Source organism: Proteus sp. G2609, assembly GCF_963896135.1.
Taxonomy (GTDB): domain Bacteria; phylum Pseudomonadota; class Gammaproteobacteria; order Enterobacterales; family Enterobacteriaceae; genus Proteus; species Proteus mirabilis.
Map to the genome: position 1 here is coordinate 55,038 of NZ_CAWQNB010000003.1, position 20,734 is coordinate 75,771.

Annotated in this window: 17 protein-coding genes and 1 pseudogene; 14 read left to right on the forward strand and 4 right to left on the reverse strand. The window is 40.7% G+C overall.

Features of this window, described 5'->3' with window-relative positions:
• Positions 1–164: 164 nt before the first annotated feature.
• Positions 165–1,673, reverse strand: a complete 1,509-nt coding sequence (gene dgt / locus AACV01_RS00665) for a dGTPase (protein ID WP_020945249.1) — start codon at positions 1,671–1,673, stop codon at positions 165–167.
• 119 nt (positions 1,674–1,792) lie between these two features.
• On the opposite strand from dgt, the gene mtnN reads away from it, so the two are divergent.
• Together mtnN and btuF are read left to right on the forward strand one after the other, a co-directional pair.
• The gene (gene mtnN / locus AACV01_RS00670; protein WP_004244989.1) at positions 1,793–2,500 is read left to right on the forward strand and encodes a 5'-methylthioadenosine/S-adenosylhomocysteine nucleosidase; all 708 of its coding nucleotides are present in this window, start codon (positions 1,793–1,795) and stop codon (positions 2,498–2,500) included.
• 100 nt (positions 2,501–2,600) lie between these two features.
• A complete protein-coding gene (gene btuF / locus AACV01_RS00675) occupies positions 2,601–3,431 on the forward strand; it encodes a vitamin B12 ABC transporter substrate-binding protein BtuF (protein ID WP_004247290.1) in 831 nt (276 codons plus the stop codon).
• 165 nt (positions 3,432–3,596) lie between these two features.
• Here btuF and erpA read toward each other — a convergent pair whose 3' ends face one another.
• Positions 3,597–3,941, reverse strand: coding sequence for an iron-sulfur cluster insertion protein ErpA (erpA, locus tag AACV01_RS00680; protein WP_004244992.1), 345 nt, complete (start codon positions 3,939–3,941; stop codon positions 3,597–3,599).
• Between the two features lie 277 nt (positions 3,942–4,218).
• Between erpA and hemL the strand changes: the two genes are divergently transcribed.
• Positions 4,219–5,505, forward strand: a complete 1,287-nt coding sequence (gene hemL / locus AACV01_RS00685; protein WP_012367503.1) for a glutamate-1-semialdehyde 2,1-aminomutase — start codon at positions 4,219–4,221, stop codon at positions 5,503–5,505.
• A gap of 102 nt (positions 5,506–5,607) precedes the next feature.
• Here the strand turns inward: hemL and mrcB are convergent.
• A pseudogene (gene mrcB / locus AACV01_RS00690) lies at positions 5,608–7,917 on the reverse strand (bifunctional glycosyl transferase/transpeptidase); the annotation flags it as partial.
• 131 nt (positions 7,918–8,048) lie between these two features.
• Complete coding sequence (gene hrpB / locus AACV01_RS00695) at positions 8,049–10,478, reverse strand: ATP-dependent helicase HrpB (RefSeq protein WP_046334631.1); 2,430 nt, start codon at positions 10,476–10,478, stop codon at positions 8,049–8,051.
• Positions 10,479–10,563: 85 nt separating this feature from the next.
• On the opposite strand from hrpB, the gene sfsA reads away from it, so the two are divergent.
• The 11 genes from sfsA (at position 10,564) to uhpC (ending at position 20,734) form a co-directional block, all read left to right on the forward strand.
• A complete protein-coding gene (sfsA, locus tag AACV01_RS00700; RefSeq protein WP_004244997.1) occupies positions 10,564–11,274 on the forward strand; it encodes a DNA/RNA nuclease SfsA in 711 nt (236 codons plus the stop codon).
• Between the two features lie 196 nt (positions 11,275–11,470).
• The gene (dksA, locus tag AACV01_RS00705) at positions 11,471–11,926 is read left to right on the forward strand and encodes an RNA polymerase-binding protein DksA (protein WP_004244998.1); all 456 of its coding nucleotides are present in this window, start codon (positions 11,471–11,473) and stop codon (positions 11,924–11,926) included.
• An 85-nt stretch (positions 11,927–12,011) separates the two neighbouring features.
• Positions 12,012–12,317, forward strand: a complete 306-nt coding sequence (locus AACV01_RS00710; RefSeq protein WP_004252502.1) for a hypothetical protein — start codon at positions 12,012–12,014, stop codon at positions 12,315–12,317.
• 114 nt (positions 12,318–12,431) lie between these two features.
• Positions 12,432–13,988 carry a polynucleotide adenylyltransferase PcnB gene (gene pcnB / locus AACV01_RS00715; protein WP_369946343.1) on the forward strand — a complete coding sequence of 519 codons (1,557 nt, stop codon included), beginning with the start codon at positions 12,432–12,434 and terminating at the stop codon, positions 13,986–13,988.
• The gene (gene folK, locus AACV01_RS00720) at positions 13,981–14,478 is read left to right on the forward strand and encodes a 2-amino-4-hydroxy-6-hydroxymethyldihydropteridine diphosphokinase (RefSeq protein ID WP_004245001.1); all 498 of its coding nucleotides are present in this window, start codon (positions 13,981–13,983) and stop codon (positions 14,476–14,478) included. The genes pcnB and folK overlap by 8 nt, the downstream gene beginning before the upstream one ends.
• Before the next feature lie 357 nt (positions 14,479–14,835).
• Positions 14,836–15,627, forward strand: coding sequence for a 3-methyl-2-oxobutanoate hydroxymethyltransferase (panB, locus tag AACV01_RS00725; protein WP_004252505.1), 792 nt, complete (start codon positions 14,836–14,838; stop codon positions 15,625–15,627).
• A 43-nt stretch (positions 15,628–15,670) separates the two neighbouring features.
• Positions 15,671–16,522 carry a pantoate--beta-alanine ligase gene (gene panC, locus AACV01_RS00730; protein WP_161682297.1) on the forward strand — a complete coding sequence of 284 codons (852 nt, stop codon included), beginning with the start codon at positions 15,671–15,673 and terminating at the stop codon, positions 16,520–16,522.
• Positions 16,523–16,550: 28 nt separating this feature from the next.
• Positions 16,551–16,931, forward strand: coding sequence for an aspartate 1-decarboxylase (panD, locus tag AACV01_RS00735; protein WP_004247282.1), 381 nt, complete (start codon positions 16,551–16,553; stop codon positions 16,929–16,931).
• A gap of 201 nt (positions 16,932–17,132) precedes the next feature.
• The gene (locus tag AACV01_RS00740) at positions 17,133–17,765 is read left to right on the forward strand and encodes a response regulator transcription factor (RefSeq protein ID WP_004245006.1); all 633 of its coding nucleotides are present in this window, start codon (positions 17,133–17,135) and stop codon (positions 17,763–17,765) included.
• Between the two features lies 1 nt (position 17,766).
• Entirely contained in the window at positions 17,767–19,314 is a 1,548-nt protein-coding gene (locus AACV01_RS00745; RefSeq protein ID WP_071425925.1) for an MASE1 domain-containing sensor histidine kinase, read from the forward strand.
• 82 nt (positions 19,315–19,396) lie between these two features.
• Positions 19,397–20,734: an MFS transporter family glucose-6-phosphate receptor UhpC gene (uhpC, locus tag AACV01_RS00750; protein WP_004247280.1), complete on the forward strand. Its 1,338-nt coding sequence runs from the start codon at positions 19,397–19,399 to the stop codon at positions 20,732–20,734.

Genomic DNA, 20,734 nt, shown 5'->3' on the forward strand with positions numbered 1-20,734 from the left:
AATATTATTCTATAACTAAAAACTATTATATATAACGTTTACATTGAATATATTTACAATTAATAACAAATATTTTCTGTTATTTTAATAACGCGTAACTATCTCTAAGAAAAATCTAAAAATTATCATTAATCAATATGATAGATATTTCAATCGATTACACATTAATCACATACCATTAATTTTCTATATTCTTCATATGCATAATGGTCGGTCATACCACTGATATAATCTTGTATCAATCTTGTACGATAATAAAACTCTAAGGTTTTTCCCTCTTCACTATTAATATCGTAAATTTTTTCTAATGCTTCATTATAAGCAAGCTTATGTTTAATCGAAAGCTTATGATATAAACGCGTCTCAATAACATAATCAGGATGTTCATTATATTTATGTAGTCTTAGAAAATCATCGGTCGATAATAAAAGCAATGGCTTATAAATATCCAATAACCCACTGATCACTCGATAGCCCTTCATTTCAAGCTCTTCAACTTCGGGGTGACTAAATACCCACTTTTGCGCCACTCGTTTTAACGTTGCCAATAAACGATGTTCAGCACTCTTTCCTTCCAGTAAAGCATGGTTAAAGCTGCCTTCATAAACTTGAGGTAAGTTTTTAATAAAGCGATAGGCGGTGTAAGGTACTAATTTTCCGGTAATATAGACGCGCAAATACATAAAAAATTGATCTTGCATGCTACGCTTAGCTTCATTTTGATCAACTTTCTTAAAAGCTCGATTAACAGTGATATCAAACAGATCACCTTCTGTTACCGCACCACTTTCACTCCATGCATTTTTTAATAACTGCACTAAGCGATTAATATCAAAAATTCCTTTTTCTACCGCATCATCTAAATCAGCAATACAATAAGAAATATCATCTGCCGCTTCCATAATATAAGTCAGTGGGAAACGACAAAAATCTTTCATTGCAAGTTTCTCTTGTACTTCCTTAACAAATTCAGCTTCAGACCAGTAATAACCTGGTTTTTTCATTAAATAGCTAAATTCTTTCGGCGTAGCACCTTGCCAATAAGCTGGACGTGTATATTTTAAAACACAGCCAATTTGCGCATAGGTTAAATTGAGTTTTAACAAGTGATGCGCCATGCGAATTGCCTGAGCATTGCCTTCGAAATGGCATAAGTCTTGACGCAAAGTCTGTTTTAATTCATTTAAATGTCGGTCTGCTGAATAGCGAATAGGTAAAAAAGGACAATTATCAAATTCTATGGAAGCATCAGGTGCTAACACCTTACGAAACCAATGTTTAATTGCAGCTTCACCAAAATGACCAAAAGGAGGATTGCCAATATCGTGCATTAAACACGCCATTTCAATTAAACTTTCAACGCTATCAATCCGTTCATTTAAGCCATATTCTTCTAATTTATTATGCTTTTTTAGTTCGCCGATTATTTGCTTAGCGATATAACGGCCTATTTGTTGTACTTCCAGCGAATGGGTTAATCGACTTCGTACCGCCGAATTTTGCTCTAATGGAAATACCTGTGTTTTTTGTTGTAACCGACGGATCGCCGCTGAATTAATAATACGCCCACGATCGCTTTCAAATTGGCGCGAGATCTGCATTTCATCATCAATATCGATATCACTGCTGTTATATTTGCGTTGATAATTTAACTTCAGTTTAAAATCGATCATTTCTATCCTCTTTCTGGTATCGATGAAACGAATTCGCTGCGTTATATCGTGTTTTTGCGATAAATGATAAACTCTTGGTTAACGCTATATATTATTAACCTACAAGGGAGTATGACACAATGAGAGTTGGCGTAATAGGTGCAATGGAACAAGAAGTCAAACTTCTGCGTGAACAAATTGAAAACTGCGAAATAGTCTCTCGTGGTGGTTGTGAAATTTATACTGGCAAAATCAATGGTGTAGATGTTGCATTACTAAAATCAGGCATTGGTAAAGTGGCAGCCGCCATCGGTACCACACTATTACTTGAACATTTTCGCCCTGATGTTGTGATCAACACTGGCTCTGCAGGTGGGTTAGATGCAAAATTAAATGTTGGCGATATTGTCGTATCAACAGAAGTACGTTATCACGATGCCGACGTTACTGCTTTCGGTTATGAACCGGGTCAAATGGCACAATGCCCGCCGGCATTTATTGCCGATCCCAAACTGGTCAATATTGCTCAAGAGTGTATTGGATCACTAAAATTAAATGCCGTGCGTGGATTAATCTGTAGCGGCGATGCTTTTATTAATGGTGCCGAGCCATTAGCGCGTATTCGTCGTACTTTTCCAGAAGTCGTCGCTGTTGAGATGGAATCAACCGCTATTGGACATGTTTGCCATCAATTTGATACACCTTTTGTTGTTGTTCGCGCCATTTCAGATGTGGCAGATAAAGAATCGCATTTAAGTTTTGATGAGTTTTTATCTGTTGCCGCACAACAATCAAGCTTAATGGTCACCACTATGCTTGATAAATTAAAAACAGAGACTCAGTTTTAATTTATTTAATCGATAAGCCACTTAACAAACCCGTCTCTCTTTTAACTCAGCAGGTAAGATAAAAATAGACGGGTATATTTGACTATAAAGACGAGAAAAAATGCGTTTCTTAAACACTTTTGCACTGCTGCTAAGCCTGATATTGACACCTTGTTATGTTATCGCAGCCACTCCCGCACAACGTGTTATTACTTTATCCCCGTCTGCCACGGAAATGGCTTATGCCGCAGGTATGGGAGAGAATATGGTTGCGGCGAGCGCTTATTCTGATTATCCACAAGCAGCAAAAGATCTCGTACAAGTTGCCGACTGGCAAGGCATTAATGTAGAACGCATTTTGCTATTAAAACCTGATTTAATTATTGCATGGCCAAGCGGTAATCCTCAACGACCGCTCGATCAGTTAAAATCATTGGGTATCCCTATTATTTACTCCGATCCACACAGTATCGAAGAAATCATTGACGATCTTACCCGACTTTCTTCTTACAGCACTCATCCTGAAGTCGCTTTAGCAAGTGCACAAAAATTACGTCAGCAATATCAAGAATTACAGCAAAAGTACGCTTCAACGACGCCTCATCAAGCGAAGAAAAAAGTCTTTATTCAGTTTGGTATGCAACCCCTATTTACGACATCAAAACATTCATTACAAAATGAGATTACCGAACTTTGTGGCGGTGAAAATATTTTTGCGAATAGTGCAGTTCCTTGGCCACAAGTCAGCCGCGAGCAAGTGATCAGTAAAAAACCTGATTTGATTTTATTTAGTGGTAAACCAAACCAAATTGCCGCAATACAACAATTTTGGCAACCTCAATTAGATATTCCTATTATCGCTATTGATGAAGATAGTTTTAGCAGACCAGCACCACGTATTATTTATGCGGCTCAACAGATTTGTGAGGCTATCGCAATCCACTCATTTTAAAGTCAATTAACTATTTAAATGAAGATTGAAGAGGTTAACAAACAAGAGTCGTATGCAAGCTGCAACACAACCAATAACATGCAGTGAGCGGAGCATATATAAAGATGTGGGGATGACTAACGCCGTGGCACGGCGGTGTAGCCACGACGTCAAATAATATAAAAATCAGATACTAAACGATGAACCACAACCACAAGTGCTTTTCGCATTAGGATTGGTGACGATAAAACGTGAGCCCTCAAGGCCTTCAGTATAATCAACACAACCACCCACTAAATACTGCAAGCTCATTGGATCAATAACTAAGGCAACGCCTTGTTTTTCTATGGTCATATCACCTTCATTCATAGCATCATCAAAGGTAAAACCATACTGGAATCCGCTACAGCCACCACCGGTGATATAAACACGTAGACGCAGATTTGGGTTTTCTTCATCCGCAATTAGATCTTTTACTTTATTTGCAGCCGCATCTGTAAATTGTAACGGCAGAGCCATATCATCACTCATTGTTCACTCCAGACTGGATAATCCAGTAAAAAACAGCCAGCAAAAATTGATGCTTCTTGCTGATATAATGTGATGATTATCTAATACCTGCTCTTAACCTTCAAGTTTGTTGTGGACAAAATGCACTTTTTGATACACAACTTTTCTTTATTAATGAGTACCAACTCGAACAATAACAATGATAAATCAAAATGTTGTTGTCGTGTATTTGGCTTCATCTGCACTGTGCTTTAGAATAGGCGTTAATCTTACGCTCACCCATCATTAGGAGTCTGACATGAGCAAGTCTGAAACGCTTTATAATCTCGCACAACAAGTGATACCTGGTGGCGTCAATTCACCGGTTAGAGCATTTAACGGTGTTGGTGGCACACCGCTTTTTATTGAACGTGCTAATGGTGCGTATATTTATGATGCCGATGGACGTGCTTATCTTGACTATGTCGGTTCATGGGGACCGATGGTATTAGGCCACAATCACCCCGCTATTCGCCACGCTGTAACTGATGCGGTGCAAAAAGGCCTAAGCTTTGGTGCTCCTACGGCTGCTGAAGTGGAAATGGCAAATTTAGTCACTGAGTTAGTGCCTTCGATGGATATGGTTCGTATGGTGAACTCAGGTACAGAAGCCACCATGAGTGCCATTCGCCTTGCTCGTGGCTACACGGGTCGTGACAAAATCATTAAATTTGAAGGCTGTTACCATGGACATGCAGACTGCTTATTAGTCAAAGCAGGATCTGGTGCATTGACGATGGGACAACCAAACTCTCCAGGCGTTCCTGCTGATTTTGTTAAACACACTTTAACTTGTACTTACAACGATTTAAATTCAGTACGTCAAGCATTTGAAAATTATCCGGAAGAAATCGCCTGTATTATTGTTGAACCCGTTGCCGGTAATATGAACTGTGTTCCACCTAAAGCCGATTTTCTACCGGGATTACGTGCATTATGTGATGAATTTGGTGCATTACTGATTATTGATGAAGTAATGACAGGTTTTCGTGTCGCATTAGGCGGCGCACAAGCTTATTACGATGTTGATCCTGACTTGACCTGTTTAGGTAAAATTATAGGTGGTGGCATGCCTGTAGGCGCCTTCGGCGGACATAAAGAAGTGATGTCTCAATTAGCCCCTATCGGTCCTGTCTACCAAGCGGGAACATTATCGGGTAACCCCATTGCGATGGCGGCGGGTCTAGCTTGTTTGCAAGAAGTTTCACAACCGGGAGTTCACCAAACACTGGATGAACTTACTACTATGTTAGCGGATGGCTTACTTGAAAAAGCACAACAAGCAGGTATCCCTATGGTAGTAAACCATGTAGGCGGTATGTTTGGTTTATTCTTTACCGATGCCAAAGAAGTGACTTGCTATCAAGACGTAATGAACTGCGATGTCGAACGCTTCAAACAGTTCTTCCACTTAATGTTAGAAAAACGTATTTACCTCGCTCCGTCGGCTTTTGAAGCTGGCTTTATGTCTATTGCTCATAGCAAAGAAGATATTCAACGTACTATCGATGCGGCTGAATACGCCTTTAGCAAAATGAAAGCGTAATCTTTCATTACTTAAATAGCATTTATTGCTGGTATTGCTGGCAAAAAAATATCCTCCGCGATTGCAGGAGGATATTTTTTATCTCAATAGTATTGCGAATAATTACTCAGAAAACAGATCGCGTAACCATTTAGGCGCCGCACTATCGTCGCCGTCGCTCTCTTGTGGTAACGGTGTACAGAGGCTATCAGGATCTGCTGTCCACACAGGTAATGTACGCACGCCGCCACCATAACAAACAAAGTTACCTTCAGCATTAATCGACATCTGTGCTATATCTTCTGGTACAGGTGGATTTAATGTTAATGGTGTTTGATTTTCTAAATAATGACGATAAAGGATCAATGCCCCTGTCGATCCTGTTAAGTTAGTTGGGCCATTATTATCACGTCCCATCCATGCAATAGTGACTTCTTTACCATCAATACCCGCAAACCAGCTATCACGTAAGTCGTTGGTGGTTCCGGTTTTACCTGCAAGGTTATATTGACCAAATTTAGGTTTTAATGCTCGTGCTGCTGTACCTGAATTAACCACCTGTTGCATACCAAACAGTGTCATATATGCTGCTTGTGGAGAAACCGTTGTTTCTGCTTGCGGGTAGCTTTGATAAAGCACCGTACCATCTTGGTTGATAACAGAGCGCAATGCCGATAATTTAGCGCGATTACCTAAACTTCCGATTGTTTGGAAAGTTTGCGCCACTTCCATTGGAGTTAAGTTTAGTGCGCCAAGTAACATCGCTGGTACTTTTTCTAAATTTTCTGCTGGGGCACCTAGTTTGATCCATGTTTTGATCACTTGGTCTAACCCAACTTCTAAACCAAGATTAACCGTTGGTACATTACGTGATGTAGCAAGAGCATCCACCAACATTAATCGCCCTTTATAACCACGATCGTAGTTACGTGGTTGCCATGGTTTTCCTCCCGGAATAGGCACTGAAATAGGTTCATCCGCCAACCAGGTATTTAAACGAAAACGCTCAGGCTCACTTAATGCGGTTAAATAAGTTGCCGGTTTTGCTAATGAGCCAATTGAACGGCGTGCGGACATGGCACGATTAAAACCGGCATATTGTGGTTGTGAACCGCCCACTAACGCCCTAACCTCACCACTGAGGCGATCTACAACAACCATCGCGCCTTCGAGATCGTTGATTTTGCGTGTTTTACGTAAATCAGCGACTCCCGTTTCTACCGCTTTTTCCGCTGCATCTTGTGAAACAGGATCAAGCGTTGTAAAAATTTTAGTCCCCGATAAATCTTTAACCTGATCACCTAATTTAGTTTGTAGCTCTTGACGAACTAACTGCATAAATGCCGGTTGCGGCGTTAGCGCTTCGCTACGAGGTTTTACTCCTAAAGGACGTGCGCTTAATACATCATAAAGCTCTTGATCGATAATTTGTTGGGTCTGTAATAATTTTAGTACCACATTACGGCGCTCTAATGCAGCCTTAGGATTGCGCCATGGATTGTATGCAGAAGCCCCTTTCACCATTCCAACCAATAATGCTTGTTGGTCAAGACTTAGTTCATCAACAGGTCGACCAAAATAGTAAAGGCTAGCCAGTGGAAAACCACGAATTTGCTCATCACCACTTTGCCCTAAGAACACCTCATTAAGATACAGCTCTAAAATACGATCTTTGCTATAGCTCGCATCCATGATAATCGCCATATAGGCTTCATTAAGCTTTCTTTTTAGCGTTCTTTCATTGGTTAGGAATAAGTTTTTTACTAATTGCTGCGTTAAAGTACTTCCCCCTTGTACCGCTCTACCTGCGGTAAAGTTCGCTAACACCGCACGACCAATAGAATAAATACTGATGCCATCATGCTCATAAAAACGGCGATCTTCCGTAGCAATTAATGTATCGACTAATAGTTGAGGAAATTTATCTCTTGCTAAGAATAGACGCTGTTCACCATTAGCCGATTGCATCATAGTGATAAGCTTAGGATCGAGGCGGAAGAAACCAAATTGACGCTGATTATTCATATTGGTGATACTCACCAATGAGTTTTGTTCAAAGGTCAATTTCGCTAAAATTTGCTCTTCGCGACCATCTGGAAAATCAAACGGTCGACGTAACATCTCTATAGTGCCATTTTTAACCACAAATTCCCCAGGACGGGTGATTTTATTGACATGGCGATACTGCATACCTTCCAGTAAACTTACCATCTCTTTTTGGCTATAGTTCATGCCAGGTTCTAAATTGACAGTACGTCCATAAACGGCAGCAGGCAATTCCCATACATTACCGTCAAGGCGCTCTTTAATTTGGGAATATAAATAAACACCATAGATGCCGACTAAAACCGCAACCACAATGGCGATTTTAACAAATAACCAAAACCAAGAACGCCTTCTATTGGTTTTCTTTACTGGTTTTTTCTTTCTACTCATGAACAGTTTCTCTCATTAAAACCTCTTCACCACACCCTTAGGGTAAAGAAGCCTAACATTGTCGCTATTTTTCCAAGCTATCCCACAGGAAAGCTCTCAAATTGTTATTCAGCACGTATATATACGCGCTAACTCCATTTTTTTACACGTCGAGTGGGGGCCGTTGTTGCGGGTGAATCTGGCCACAAATGTTTGGGATATCGCCCCTTCATCTCTTTTTGTACTTGTGTATAGCTTCCGGCCCAAAAAGTAGCGAGATCTTGTGTTTTTTGGATAGGTCGCATAGCCGGAGAAAGTAACTCCATCACTACAGGTAATTGCCCTTTTGCCACAATAGGACTTTGTTTTTCACCATAAACCTCTTGGATCCTGATAGCAATAATCGGCGGATTATCTAAATCATATTTAATCATCACTTTAGTGCCCGTTGGGGCAATATAGTGTGTTGGGAACAGCTCTTGCAATAATTGTTGCTCATGCCAAGTTAACTGATTTTTAATTATCCCATTAATATCCATTTGTAGCAGTGCCTTAAGTGATTGGGTATCGCCTAATTCAGGTTGTAACCACAATTCTAATGAGTCTAATAAAACGGCTTCATTCAATACAGGTAAATTGGCCTCAGGGCACCACTTTTGCGCTAAAGCAAGGCGAATAAACAGTTGCTTGCTCGCTTCACTTAAGGGTAGAGCACTTAATCCTTGTTTACGTAACCAATTTAATAATGCCGTTTGCATTTGCGCTTTATTAGGTTTATCTAATGGCATTTGGCTAACGGTTAACTGACCTAATTGGCGCTGTTGCCACGCAAGAAGTGTACCGCGCTTTTCATCCCATTCAACGGTGGTATTATCTTGTATCAATTCCGGAAAGATAGAGGATACTTCATTAATATCAATAGGTAAGGCTAATAAAATTCGCACATCCGCATAATGTGCATTTTGCAACAACAATGGTGCTAAAATCCACGGCGATTGGCTCATTGGTTGAGTATTATCCATCATTGCGCCTTGTCCATTAGCGAGGCGAAATCGACCTTGATTATCACGGTTTTTGGCTATTCTATCTGCAAATCCGACACTCAATAGTGATGCTAATAATTCTGGGCGACATTGCCCTTTGCATTGCTGTAATAGCTGTTTTTCACGCTGTGACCATTGATGATTTTTCTGTTGGATCAGCCATTCAAGATTAATCTCTCTGTCTCTTGGTGGCTGTTCTAAAATGGCACACAACCTTGCTGCGGTAGCAAGATGATGCTCACTTTTTTCACTAGCATAATCTAATATTGCCGCCAATCGGGGATCGATGCCCCACTGTGCCATACGTACTCCCCGCGAGGTTAATCCCCCTTGATTATCAATGGCACCTAATCGTTGCAATAATGTTTTAGCTGCGTTTATTGCTGCTGGTGTAGGCGTATCTAACCAAGAGAGTTGGTTTATATCACGACATCCCCATTGCAATATTGAAAGCCATAACGAAGAGAGATCACTAGATAAAATTTCAGGTACTTGGTGAGTTGCCCCGCGCTCAGCTTGCTCCTGACTGATTAAGTGCCAACAAATTCCGGCTTCAAGACGTCCTGCCCGCCCCGCTCTTTGCGTTTGTGAAGCTTGACTTATTCGTTGGCGCAATAAGCTTGTTACACCACTTTTTAAATCAAATTGGGCACGTTTTTCAATGGTACTGTCGAGCACCAAGCGAATACCTTCGATTGTTAAACTGGTTTCTGCAATATTTGTTGCTAATACAACTTTGCGATATCCCTTTTCTACAGGCTCTATGGCCTGTTGCTGTTGTGCTAATGAAAGTGCCCCATAAAGTGGAAAAATTAAGGTGTGTTTATCCACTTTGTCAGCTAATAATTGCGCGACTCTAATAATTTCTGCACTACCGGGCAGAAAAACAAGTAAAGAGCCCGTCTCTTGTGTAAGCAAACGTCGCGCCATCGTGGCAACTTCTTGTTCAAAAGGCAGGTGTGATTGAATAGGATAATAATGCCGTGAAACAGGATAACTACGCCCTTCAGAGCTAATCATCGGCGCATCCGGCAATAGTGAAGTTAATTTTTGATTATCTAATGTTGCAGACATCACCAAAAGGCGTAAATCATCACGTAATCCTGATTGCACATCTAATAGCAGTGCTAACGCTAAATCTGCTTGCAAACTCCGCTCATGAAATTCATCAAGTATCACTAAACTTACACCTGTCAGTTCAGGATCTTGCTGTAACATACGTGTCAACACCCCTTCGGTGATCACTTCAAGCCGCGTCTGCTGACTCACTTTACTTTCAGCACGCATGCGATACCCCACCGTTTTACCCACCTCTTCATTGAGTTGACTTGCTAAACGATAAGCGATGCTTTTTGCCGCAATACGCCTTGGCTCTAATAAAATAATTTTGCCATCAAATATATTTTGTTGAAGCAAATACAGCGGCAGTGCGGTTGATTTTCCCGCCCCTGTGGGGGCGTGAAGTAAGACTTGGGGACATTGTTTTAATGCAGTAACAACAGATCCTGCTACCTCAAAAATTGGCAATAGATGCACACAAGCTCCATAACTGATTAACTTTCTCTGTGGCTCATTGTAGCATTAGCCCTTTATTAAAGGACGTATTTTCACCGGGGTGATTATGAAATTTGAACAACCACTACAATCTGCCACTTTATTAAAACGATACAAACGTTTTTTAGCAGACGTAGTGACGGCAAATGGTGAAGAATTCACGCTCCATTGTGCTAATACGGGTGCGATGACGGGATGCGCAACTCCAGGTGATACGGTTTGGTATTCCACGTCATCGAATGTCAAAAGAAAATATCCTCATAGTTGGGAATTAACCCAAACTCAATCAGGTGATTGGATCTGTATTAATACCTTAAGAGCTAATACGATCATTGCCGATGCGATAGAAGCTGGCGATATTCCAGAATTATCTGACTATGATGAGATAAGACGCGAAGTGAAGTATGGTAGTGAGAATAGCCGTATTGATATTTTACTTAAGTCAAATCATAAAGTTGACTGCTATATTGAAGTGAAATCGGTCACTTTATTAGATGCTGGAATGGGCTATTTTCCTGACGCTAAAACAGAGCGAGGTCAAAAGCACCTTCGAGAGTTGACCGCTATCGCAAAATCGGGCTTAAGGGCTATCTTATTTTACGCTGTCCCCCATACTGGCATTACACAAGTGTCTGTTGCTAAAGAGATTGACCCTAAGTATGACTTATTGCTAAAACAAGCATGTGATGCTGGGGTTGAAATTTTATGTTATCGCATCAATATTAGTGAGTACGATTTAACAATTGGAAAGCAATTACCTTTTATTTCAAAAGGTTAATACGTTCTCATGGTGTTGGTTAAGTATTTTTTAACTAAAATGGCCTTTTTACTTGCGTGCCTTCACATCATGAGAAAACTTATTAAAGGAATAATTGCTATCCGCGCGGGCATCTGCTATTTATAGCGCCCTATTTTTTTCCCTTCCTATTTAAGGTGGGGGATTATTCAGAAAATGCGTATGTAGGAGAAGCATTATGCAAGAAGGGCAAAAGCGTAAAACATCGTCCATGAGCATTCTCGCTATTGCTGGCGTTGAGCCATATCAGGAAAAACCGGGCGAAGAGTACATGAACGAAGCCCAATTAGCGCATTTTAAGCTAATACTTGAATCTTGGCGCAATCAGCTCAGGGATGAAGTCAACCGTACCGTCACTCATATGCAAGATGAGGCGGCCAACTTCCCAGATCCTGTTGACCGTGCTGCACAAGAAGAAGAATTCAGTCTTGAGCTGCGTAACCGTGATCGTGAACGTAAACTCATTAAGAAAATTGAGAAAACACTGAAGAAAGTTGAAGATGATGACTTCGGCTTTTGTGAGTCTTGCGGTGTTGAAATCGGCATCCGCCGTTTAGAAGCTCGTCCAACAGCCGATCTCTGTATCGACTGTAAAACATTAGCTGAAATCCGTGAAAAACAGATGGCTGGCTAATTAATGAGTATAGCCTCAGTACTTAGGTGCTGAGGCTTTAATCTAAACGTTAATACCCAAGATGACAATGTGTATTAGGCATTTAGTGCCATTATTAATAAACCAACTTTGTTTTGGTGGTTTGGTTACAGCATTGGCTCGTTATCTTCAAGCTGACACAAATTATGAGCGTTGGCGCTTTCACATCAATAATATCATCCTCCAATTAATACTTCTTGATACAATAACTCAGACTATTCGCACTGTGATGACGATGTTTATTCACATAAAAGAGAAGTTATTTGCGTATAATTCTATCACTATAGCTGATGGCCATAAGCAAGGAACAATATTGATGGAGCACATTTTCTTACCTCGTCAACCGTTGCTGTCAGGCAAGATTATTCGTTAACATTATGATGAAGATGCACAATAACCCACACAAAGCATTCTCAAAAAATGTTCAGTAGGCTATGATTAGCCGCTTAATTTTTTAATTATTAGATTTAATTATTCGAGGTGTCATATTTTTAACCGAGTAGCGCATTTCTGCCGTAATTTGCTAGGACGACAAACAACATCGTCAGATACAGAATCGGTAGCGAGTGAAAGGCCTGTCACTGCATCTGACCGACCTAAAAAAGAAACACAAACGACTGTGCGTCGGCGTCCTGCCCTATCCGCAGACCGTCCCCGTAAGAACAAAAGTAATAACGAAAAGGCGAACGGGAGTGATTTGCCAATGACTGTGATCCCAAGAGATCAACACCCGATTTCGCGTAAAGACATCAGTGATAACGCACTAAAAGTTCTTTATCGTCTGAATAATTCAGGCTTTCAGGCTTATTTAGTGGGTGGTGGTGTACGCGATCTATTATTAGGGAAAAAACCAAAAGACTTTGATATTGCTACCAATGCAACGCCAGAAGAAGTCCGTCGATTATTTCGTAATAGCCGCTTAGTAGGTCGACGCTTTCGTCTAGCGCATATTATGTTTGGCCCCGAAGTGATTGAAGTCGCTACTTTCCGTGGCTCTCATGAAGATCATGAAACATCCGATCGCAATCAGTCACAACAAGCACAAAGCGGTATGTTGCTACGCGACAATATCTTCGGATCGATTGAAGAAGATGCCATTCGTCGGGATTTTACCTTAAATAGTCTCTATTACGGCGTCGATGATTTTGCTGTACGTGATTATGTGGGGGGCTTGGCTGATCTTAAATCAGGTACTATTCGTTTAATTGGCTCTCCTGAAACTCGCTATCGTGAAGATCCGGTTCGGATGCTAAGAGCTATCCGCTTTGCCAGTAAACTGGATATGCGTATCGCACCGGAAACTGCAGAGCCAATTAGCCAATTAGCACCACTATTACGTAATATTCCTTCAGCACGCCTATTTGAAGAATCGCTGAAATTATTACAAACAGGACATGGTTATAAAACCTATCGGTTAATGCGCCATTTCCAACTTTTAGAGCCTCTTTTTCCATTAGTTGCCTCAAGGATCACTGAGCAGCAAGATACCCCAATGGAAAGAATGATCGAACAGGTGCTAAAGAATACCGATTATCGTATTAGTAAAGAAATGCGCGTAAATCCGGCATTCTTATTTGCAGCAATGCTATGGTATCCCTTAGTGGAGCATGCCGAAAAACTGGCTCAAGAAAGTGGACTGTCTTATTACGATGCTTTCTCAATGGCGATGAATGATATTTTAGATGAGCAATGTCGTACTATTGCGATCCCTAAACGTATCACCACCACGATGCGTGATATTTGGCAATTACAGCAGCGTTTACCTAAGCGTCAAGGGCGCCGAGCCAATAAACTGCTTGAGCATCCTAAGTTCCGTGCAGCATTTGATCTACTGGAATTACGCGCTAATGTACAAAGAAATCCTGATCTGGAAGCATTAGCCGCTTGGTGGGCTGATTTTCAGGTTTCAAACAATACACAACAACGCTCTATGGTCTCTGAATTAGGTCCAGGCCCGGTACGCAAAAGAACACGTCCTCGTAAACGTCCTCGTCACCCTAATGCAAAAAATAATGCACCAAGACAAGAGAACAAACATGAGTAAGCAACAACAGCGTGTGTATATTATTCTGGGCAGTAATTTAAACTCACCAGAACAGCAAGTAAAATCGGCGATAAAAGCGATTAGTGAAATCCCTAATACTACACTGATTGCCCAATCACCTTGGTATCGCACACGCCCTATGGGACCTCAAGATCAACCCGATTATCTCAATATGGCTGTCGCCGTTGATACTACTTTAGCCCCAGAAGAGTTGCTCGACCATACACAAGCAATTGAACTTGCCCATGGTCGTGAAAGAAAAGCAGGTAATCGTTGGGGACCTCGTACCCTTGATTTAGATATCATGTTATTTGGTGATCAAGTTATACAGACCGAACGTTTAACTGTGCCTCATTATGGACTTAAGGTGCGTGAATTTATGCTTTATCCATTGGCGGATTTAGCACCTGAACTTTGTTTCCCTGATGACGGAGAACGATTAGCAGACAGATTAGCGCTCGTACCTAAAAATGGTATGGAAAAGTGGTGATACCACATAATAAGCGTGTTTGATGTTAATGGTTGATGCTGTTGACTGACAGTATCAACCCCGTTCACAACTCTCTTGTACTGTTCCTTTATCGCGTTATCCCTCCCCATAAGTGATAAAATACGCCCTTCCCTCCCGCCTGTTATATCACCATTTCTAATTCTTGGATAAATATCAAAATATTTTTTATTTCTATTTTTTATTATTCAATTCACGACTTTTTCTTCGTTTTTAGTACGTAGATGCTACAATCAGCAGTTAATGTTTTTTATTTATGTCATATTTTCTTTAATAAACAAATAATTAACTGACATAAATAACTCAATTTACACGCAACACGCCATGGAGTTTATTATCATGAAGCCGGTTACGCTATCTACGCTCAATCGCTATAAACAAGAAAAGAAAAAGTTTGCCACTATCACGGCTTATGATGCTAGCTTTGCTCGTCTATTTGCCAATGAAGGTATTCCTGCCATGTTAATTGGTGATTCACTCGGTATGACACTACAAGGTCATGACAGCACATTACCTGTCACCGTTGAGCAAATTGCCTATCATACCCGTTGTGTAAGAGCAGGCGCCCCTAACGCTTTCTTAATTGCTGATATGCCTTTTATGTCTTATTCCACTCCAGAGCAAGCCTGTCTTAACGCAGCTATTCTAATGCAAGCGGGAGCGAATATGGTCAAAATTGAAGGAGGAAGCTGGCTTATTCCTACAGTCAAAATGCTCACTGAACGCGCAGTGCCTGTTTGTATTCACCTAGGCTTAACCCCTCAATCTGTTAATGTGTTTGGTGGCTATAAAGTACAAGGTCGAGAAGAAGCTGCTGCAGAGCAACTTAAACAAGATGCTATGGCGCTTGAAACCGCAGGAGCACAACTGGCTGTATTAGAATGCGTCCCCGTTTCCGTGGCAAAAACTATTACCGGATCACTCAATATTCCCGTTATCGGCATTGGTGCCGGTAATGTCACTGATGGACAAATTCTTGTTATGCATGATTTATTAGGTCTAACACCTAATGCCCCTAAATTTTCTAAAAATTTCTTACAAGAAGCTGGCTCCTTACCCGAGGCTGTCAGACTGTATGTTCAACAAGTTGAACAAAAACTGTTCCCTCAAGAACAACACTCATTTAACTGATTTATCATTTAAATTCATTAAAATAGTTTAAAGGAGTCACGCTATGCTAATTATTGAAACAACGCTTATCTTACGCCGCGAAATTAAGCGACTAAAACAAGAAGGTAAACGCATTGCATTGGTTCCGACCATGGGCAACCTGCATCAAGGTCACCTAAAACTGATAGAAGAAGCGCGTATTCATGCTGATGTGGTTATCGCCTCTATTTTTGTTAACCCAATGCAATTCGATAGAGAAGCCGATTTAGCAAACTATCCACGAACCCTACAAGAAGATTGTGAGTTACTGCGCGATAAACATGTTGATATTGTCTTTGCCCCATCAGCGAAAGAGATGTACCCAAATGGGATGGAAAACCAAACAATTGTTGAGGTTCCAGTACTTTCTTCTGTGTTAGAAGGCGCTAGTCGCCCAGGACATTTCCGCGGTGTAACAACCGTTGTAAGTAAACTATTCAACCTTGTACAGCCTGATGTCGCGCTATTTGGTGAAAAAGATTATCAACAACTGCAGATCATAAAAAAAATGGTCAGTGATTTATGTTTTGATATCAGTATTATTCCAGTCCCTATTGTGCGTGATAAAACAGGATTGGCATTTAGCTCTCGAAATCGTTTGTTATCAGATAATGAAAAACAACAAGCCCCTGTGCTTTATCAAGCTATGCAACAGATAGCCGAGCAATTAAAATCGGGAAACCTTGATGTTAACCAACTATTACAAACTGCCAAAGCAACCCTTGAACAGCAAGGCTTTCGTGCTGATGAATGTTTTATTTGTGATGCACAAACACTAGCACCACTAAGCGAAGATAGCCGATGTGCCGTTATTTTAATGGCAGCTTGGTTAGGTAACACTCGTTTAATCGATAGCCAACAAGTTAGCTTAGTCTAATGAATAATTAAAAATAGGAAACACAACAATGCTACGCACCATGTTACAAGGCAAACTTCATCGCGTAAAAGTCACCCAAGCTGATCTTCACTATGAAGGCTCTTGCGCGATTGATCAGGATTTTATGGATGCCGCTGGTATTCTTGAAAATGAAGCCATTGATATTTATAACGTTGATAATGGTGAACGTTTCTCTACTTATGCCATTTGCGCAGAAAGAGGGTCTGGTATTATTTCTGTCAATGGCGCAGCCGCTCGCCGTGCTGCTGTAGGTGATCGCTTAATTATTTGCTCTTATGTTCAAATTCCAGATAGCGATGCGCGTAGCCATAAACCCAACATTGCCTATTTTGAAGGTGACAATGAAATGAAACGCATTGCTAAAGCCGTTCCCGTTCAAGTCGCTTAATCTGCCAATCCCCCTTACAAATGGAGGTTCCCTGTTTGTGAGGGGGTTAATTCTGCCCTGCTAATTGTCTCGATTCAATACGCTAAAAGCGAGAGACAAAGCGCAAAAGCGTGTTTTTGCTCCCTTTTTTCTCGCATAACTTCCTGTAGCTTGTTATAAAACAGATAAATATTACCTAACAATGCTTAGCCTAATAAAAATATGATAAACGTTGCTCTCATCGATGATCACATTGTTGTGCGTTCTGGGTTTGCACAACTGCTAATGCTAGAGCCGGATATTAATATTGTCGGTGAATACGCAAATGGCCAAGAAGCTTGGCCCTATTTATTAAATGATAATATTGATGTGGCGGTGATGGATCTCTCTATGCCTGGAGAGAGTGGACTACAATTACAAAGTCGATTAAAACAAAAACGCCCTGATTTTCGGACAATTATTTTAAGTATTTATGATACCCCCGCATTTGTACAAAGCGCTTTAGATTCCGGTGCCCATGGCTATTTAACTAAGCGCTGTGGTCCACAAGAGCTCGTTCAAGCAGTACGTGCTGTGTATCAAGGGGGCTGTTATCTCTGTGCTGATGCCATGAAAGCACTTCGACAGACACCTGAAAAAGAAGATGCTTTACATAGTTTAACCCCTCGCGAAAGAGAGATTTTTAATCTGCTAGTACAAGGTATTAATGTTAAAGCTATCGCCGTACAACTGAATCTCAGTCATAAAACGGTGCATGTTCATCGAGCCAATATACTGGGTAAATTGAACTGTGAAACAACCATTGATTTAGTCCATTTTGCATTAAACAACCAGTTAATCACCGGAACACTCTAACATGCAAAGAGGCGCACGTTTTTTTCTTCAATCTCTCTTTTTATTGTTGACCTACTCTTTACTCTGGTTGTCACTTTGGGTGATCAGTTTTTATCTTAGTCATAATGGTCAACAAGCCGCACTTTTTTTACCTCAAGGCTTACGGCTAGCATTATTTATTTTACTTTGGCGACGTTTTTGGTTGCCGATGTTATTGGCCGAATGGGGGCTTTATTACTGGCTAACTCAACAGCAATTAATTACCCATGTAACTCTTTATCTCTCACCTTTAATCAGCTTATTGGTCGCACTAGAAGTACAACGGATCTGGTGGCGTTACCCACTTTATTGGCAACGGTTAACCTTACTTATCGCAGCGGTCGGATTTAATAGCCTATTACAAGCCTTCCTACTCAGTTTTTTTCTCACGACGTCCACCAGCGCAATATTTTTGACCTCAATAACAGGTGGTATTTTATTGGCTCCCTTTGTTTTTCTACTTTATGAATATTTACGTGAATTACAAAGTCGAGCATTAATCGCCGAAATCACCCCTGAGCCACCATTGCGTACCTCCTTATTAATGTGGGTATTTCTCTTTTGTCTTATTGGATTAAGTGCACAATTTTTTCTTACCCCAGAAATTGAACGCTTATTAGTTATTCTGGTGTTTATTCCTAATGTTTTTATGGCTTATCGTTATGGTTGGCAAGGGGGCGTATTATCCGCGTTGTTAGGCAGTTTAATGATTACCTTTGCTAGACAAGTAAATGGTGCTTTTGCCGATTTGCATGAATTAGAGATGTTTTTAACAACCCAAGCCTTAATTGGTATTGGTTTAGGTATTGCTATTAGTCGCCAGCAACAACTTGCCAATAATTTACGTCATTATCAGATACGTTTAGAGCAAGAGTTACAAGCACGCCGAGCGTTGATGGAACAACTAGTACATACCGAAGAAGATGTTAAAAAAGCCATTGCTCGTGAATTACATGATGAAATTGGACAAAATATTACAGCTATTCAAATTCAGTCAATGTTAGTAAAAAGAAGTGCAGATAACGATAAAACACGTCAGTCAGGCGAGCAAATTGAGCGATTAGCCCAACAAATACATCAATCTACCCGACAACTGCTACGCCAACTAAGGCCGCCTATTTTAGAAGAGATGTCATTAGAGAAGGCACTACACCATTTAATTGATGAGTTCTCATTTCATGAAAATGGTATTCACTGTCATTTTCATTATGCTCTTGAAACAGAGCCTGAAAGCGACACCATTATTTTTACACTCTACCGACTAGTGCAAGAACTACTCAATAATATCAGCAAACACGCTAACGCCAGTGAGATCCACATTTCGCTTACTCAACATCAAGCACAATTACGACTGGTTGTTCATGATAATGGTATTGGCATTTTGCCTACACAACCTAATAACGGTTTTGGGCTACGAGGTATTGAAGAGCGGATCTGCGCATTGGGGGGAGAATGGGAAGTAATTAGTCAGCTTGGTACTAAAATAATTGTTAACTTACCCACAAATTCAATAGAAAAGCGTGAAAACTAGGAATTAGTCTTAGTCATCTACAACCTTCTCTCATTCTTTTTAACTGCATTTTTCTTACATTGGCAATATCAGAGAGGATGTTATGTTAGGTAAAAATTCGGCATCAATAAATAAGACCTATGATTTTTGGCGTAAAAATTTAATGTTGTCGATGATCATTGGCTATGCCACGTTTTACCTGACTCGTAAAAGCGTCAATTTTGTGATGCCCGTTATGCAAACGGAACTGCATCTAGATAAAAGTGATATTGGCTGGATAGCCAGCCTGTTTTATCTCACTTATGGTCTATCAAAATTTCTCTCTGGTATTTTCCATGACCAATACGGCTACCGTTGGTTTATGGGCGCAGGTCTGGTAATGACAGGGGTGATGAATATTATTTTTGCCTACTGTTTATCCTTTCCTGCCTTGCTTTTAGTCTGGGCACTTAATGGTTTCTTTCAAGGATGGGGTTGGCCCCCTTGTGCAAGGTTACTCACCCATTGGTATTCACGTAATGAACGCGGTTTCTGGTGGGGATTATGGAATATCTCCATCAATCTTGGCGGGATGAGTATTCCCCTTTTAACCGCTTGGTTGGCAACTCATTTTAGTTGGCAAATAGCCTTAGTTATTCCCGGCCTAATAGGTATTGTTATGGGTTTATGGCTTTGTATGCAACTAAAAGGAACACCAGCAGAAGAAGGGTTACCCACAGTAGGTGTATGGCGGCGCGATATTTTTGAATTACGTCAAGAGCAAGTATCGCCTCCGACCCCTATGTTAACCATTTTGAAAGAAAGCATCTTATTTAACCGAATGATCTGGTTACTAGGTTTTTCTTATATTTTAATTTATCTCATTCGTATGGCGATAAATGATTGGGGAAATATTTGGTTATCAGAAACCCATGGCGCTAACTTGTTAAGTGCTAATGCCATTCTTTCTCTTTTTGAGATGGGTGGATTGTTAGGCGCGTTATGTTCAGGCTGGGGCTCGGATTTATTATTCCGTGGCCAACGAGCACCAATGATATTGCTGTTTTCACTCGGGCTTTTTATCGCAGTAACAGCACTTTGGCTAATGCCAATTCATCATTATGCATTGCTTGCAGCCTGTTTTTTCAGTATCGGTTTTTTTGTGTTTGGACCACAGATGTTAATCGGACTTGCTGCCACAGAATATTGTCATAAAAACGCAGCAGGTACGGTAACAGGCTACTTGGGATTGTATGCCTATTTAGGGGCTGCAATAGCAGGTTGGCCATTAAGTCAGGTCATGGCGCATTATGGTTGGACTGGGATGTTTGTATTATTAACCAGTGCTGCGGCCTTAATGGGACTACTACTAATGCCATTGCTGATCGCTGATGTCAGTAAACGTGAGCATTTAGTTGGCCCACTTTCATTTTCCGATGACGACACATTTAAAAGGTTCTGA

Bases quoted from the DNA above. Each gene is read 5' to 3' on its own strand.
- sfsA (WP_004244997.1), top strand. From the start codon at position 10,564: ATGAAATTTGAACAACCACTACAATCTGCCACTTTATTAAAACGATAC.
- uhpC (WP_004247280.1), top strand. From the start codon at position 19,397: ATGTTAGGTAAAAATTCGGCATCAATAAATAAGACCTATGATTTTTGG.
- folK (WP_004245001.1), top strand. From the start codon at position 13,981: ATGAGTAAGCAACAACAGCGTGTGTATATTATTCTGGGCAGTAATTTA.
- erpA (WP_004244992.1), bottom strand. From the start codon at position 3,941: ATGAGTGATGATATGGCTCTGCCGTTACAATTTACAGATGCGGCTGCA.
- panC (WP_161682297.1), top strand. From the start codon at position 15,671: ATGCTAATTATTGAAACAACGCTTATCTTACGCCGCGAAATTAAGCGA.
- btuF (WP_004247290.1), top strand. From the start codon at position 2,601: ATGCGTTTCTTAAACACTTTTGCACTGCTGCTAAGCCTGATATTGACA.
- panD (WP_004247282.1), top strand. From the start codon at position 16,551: ATGCTACGCACCATGTTACAAGGCAAACTTCATCGCGTAAAAGTCACC.
- panB (WP_004252505.1), top strand. From the start codon at position 14,836: ATGAAGCCGGTTACGCTATCTACGCTCAATCGCTATAAACAAGAAAAG.
- dgt (WP_020945249.1), bottom strand. From the start codon at position 1,673: ATGATCGATTTTAAACTGAAGTTAAATTATCAACGCAAATATAACAGC.
- AACV01_RS00745 (WP_071425925.1), top strand. From the start codon at position 17,767: ATGCAAAGAGGCGCACGTTTTTTTCTTCAATCTCTCTTTTTATTGTTG.
- dksA (WP_004244998.1), top strand. From the start codon at position 11,471: ATGCAAGAAGGGCAAAAGCGTAAAACATCGTCCATGAGCATTCTCGCT.
- mtnN (WP_004244989.1), top strand. From the start codon at position 1,793: ATGAGAGTTGGCGTAATAGGTGCAATGGAACAAGAAGTCAAACTTCTG.
- hemL (WP_012367503.1), top strand. From the start codon at position 4,219: ATGAGCAAGTCTGAAACGCTTTATAATCTCGCACAACAAGTGATACCT.
- AACV01_RS00740 (WP_004245006.1), top strand. From the start codon at position 17,133: ATGATAAACGTTGCTCTCATCGATGATCACATTGTTGTGCGTTCTGGG.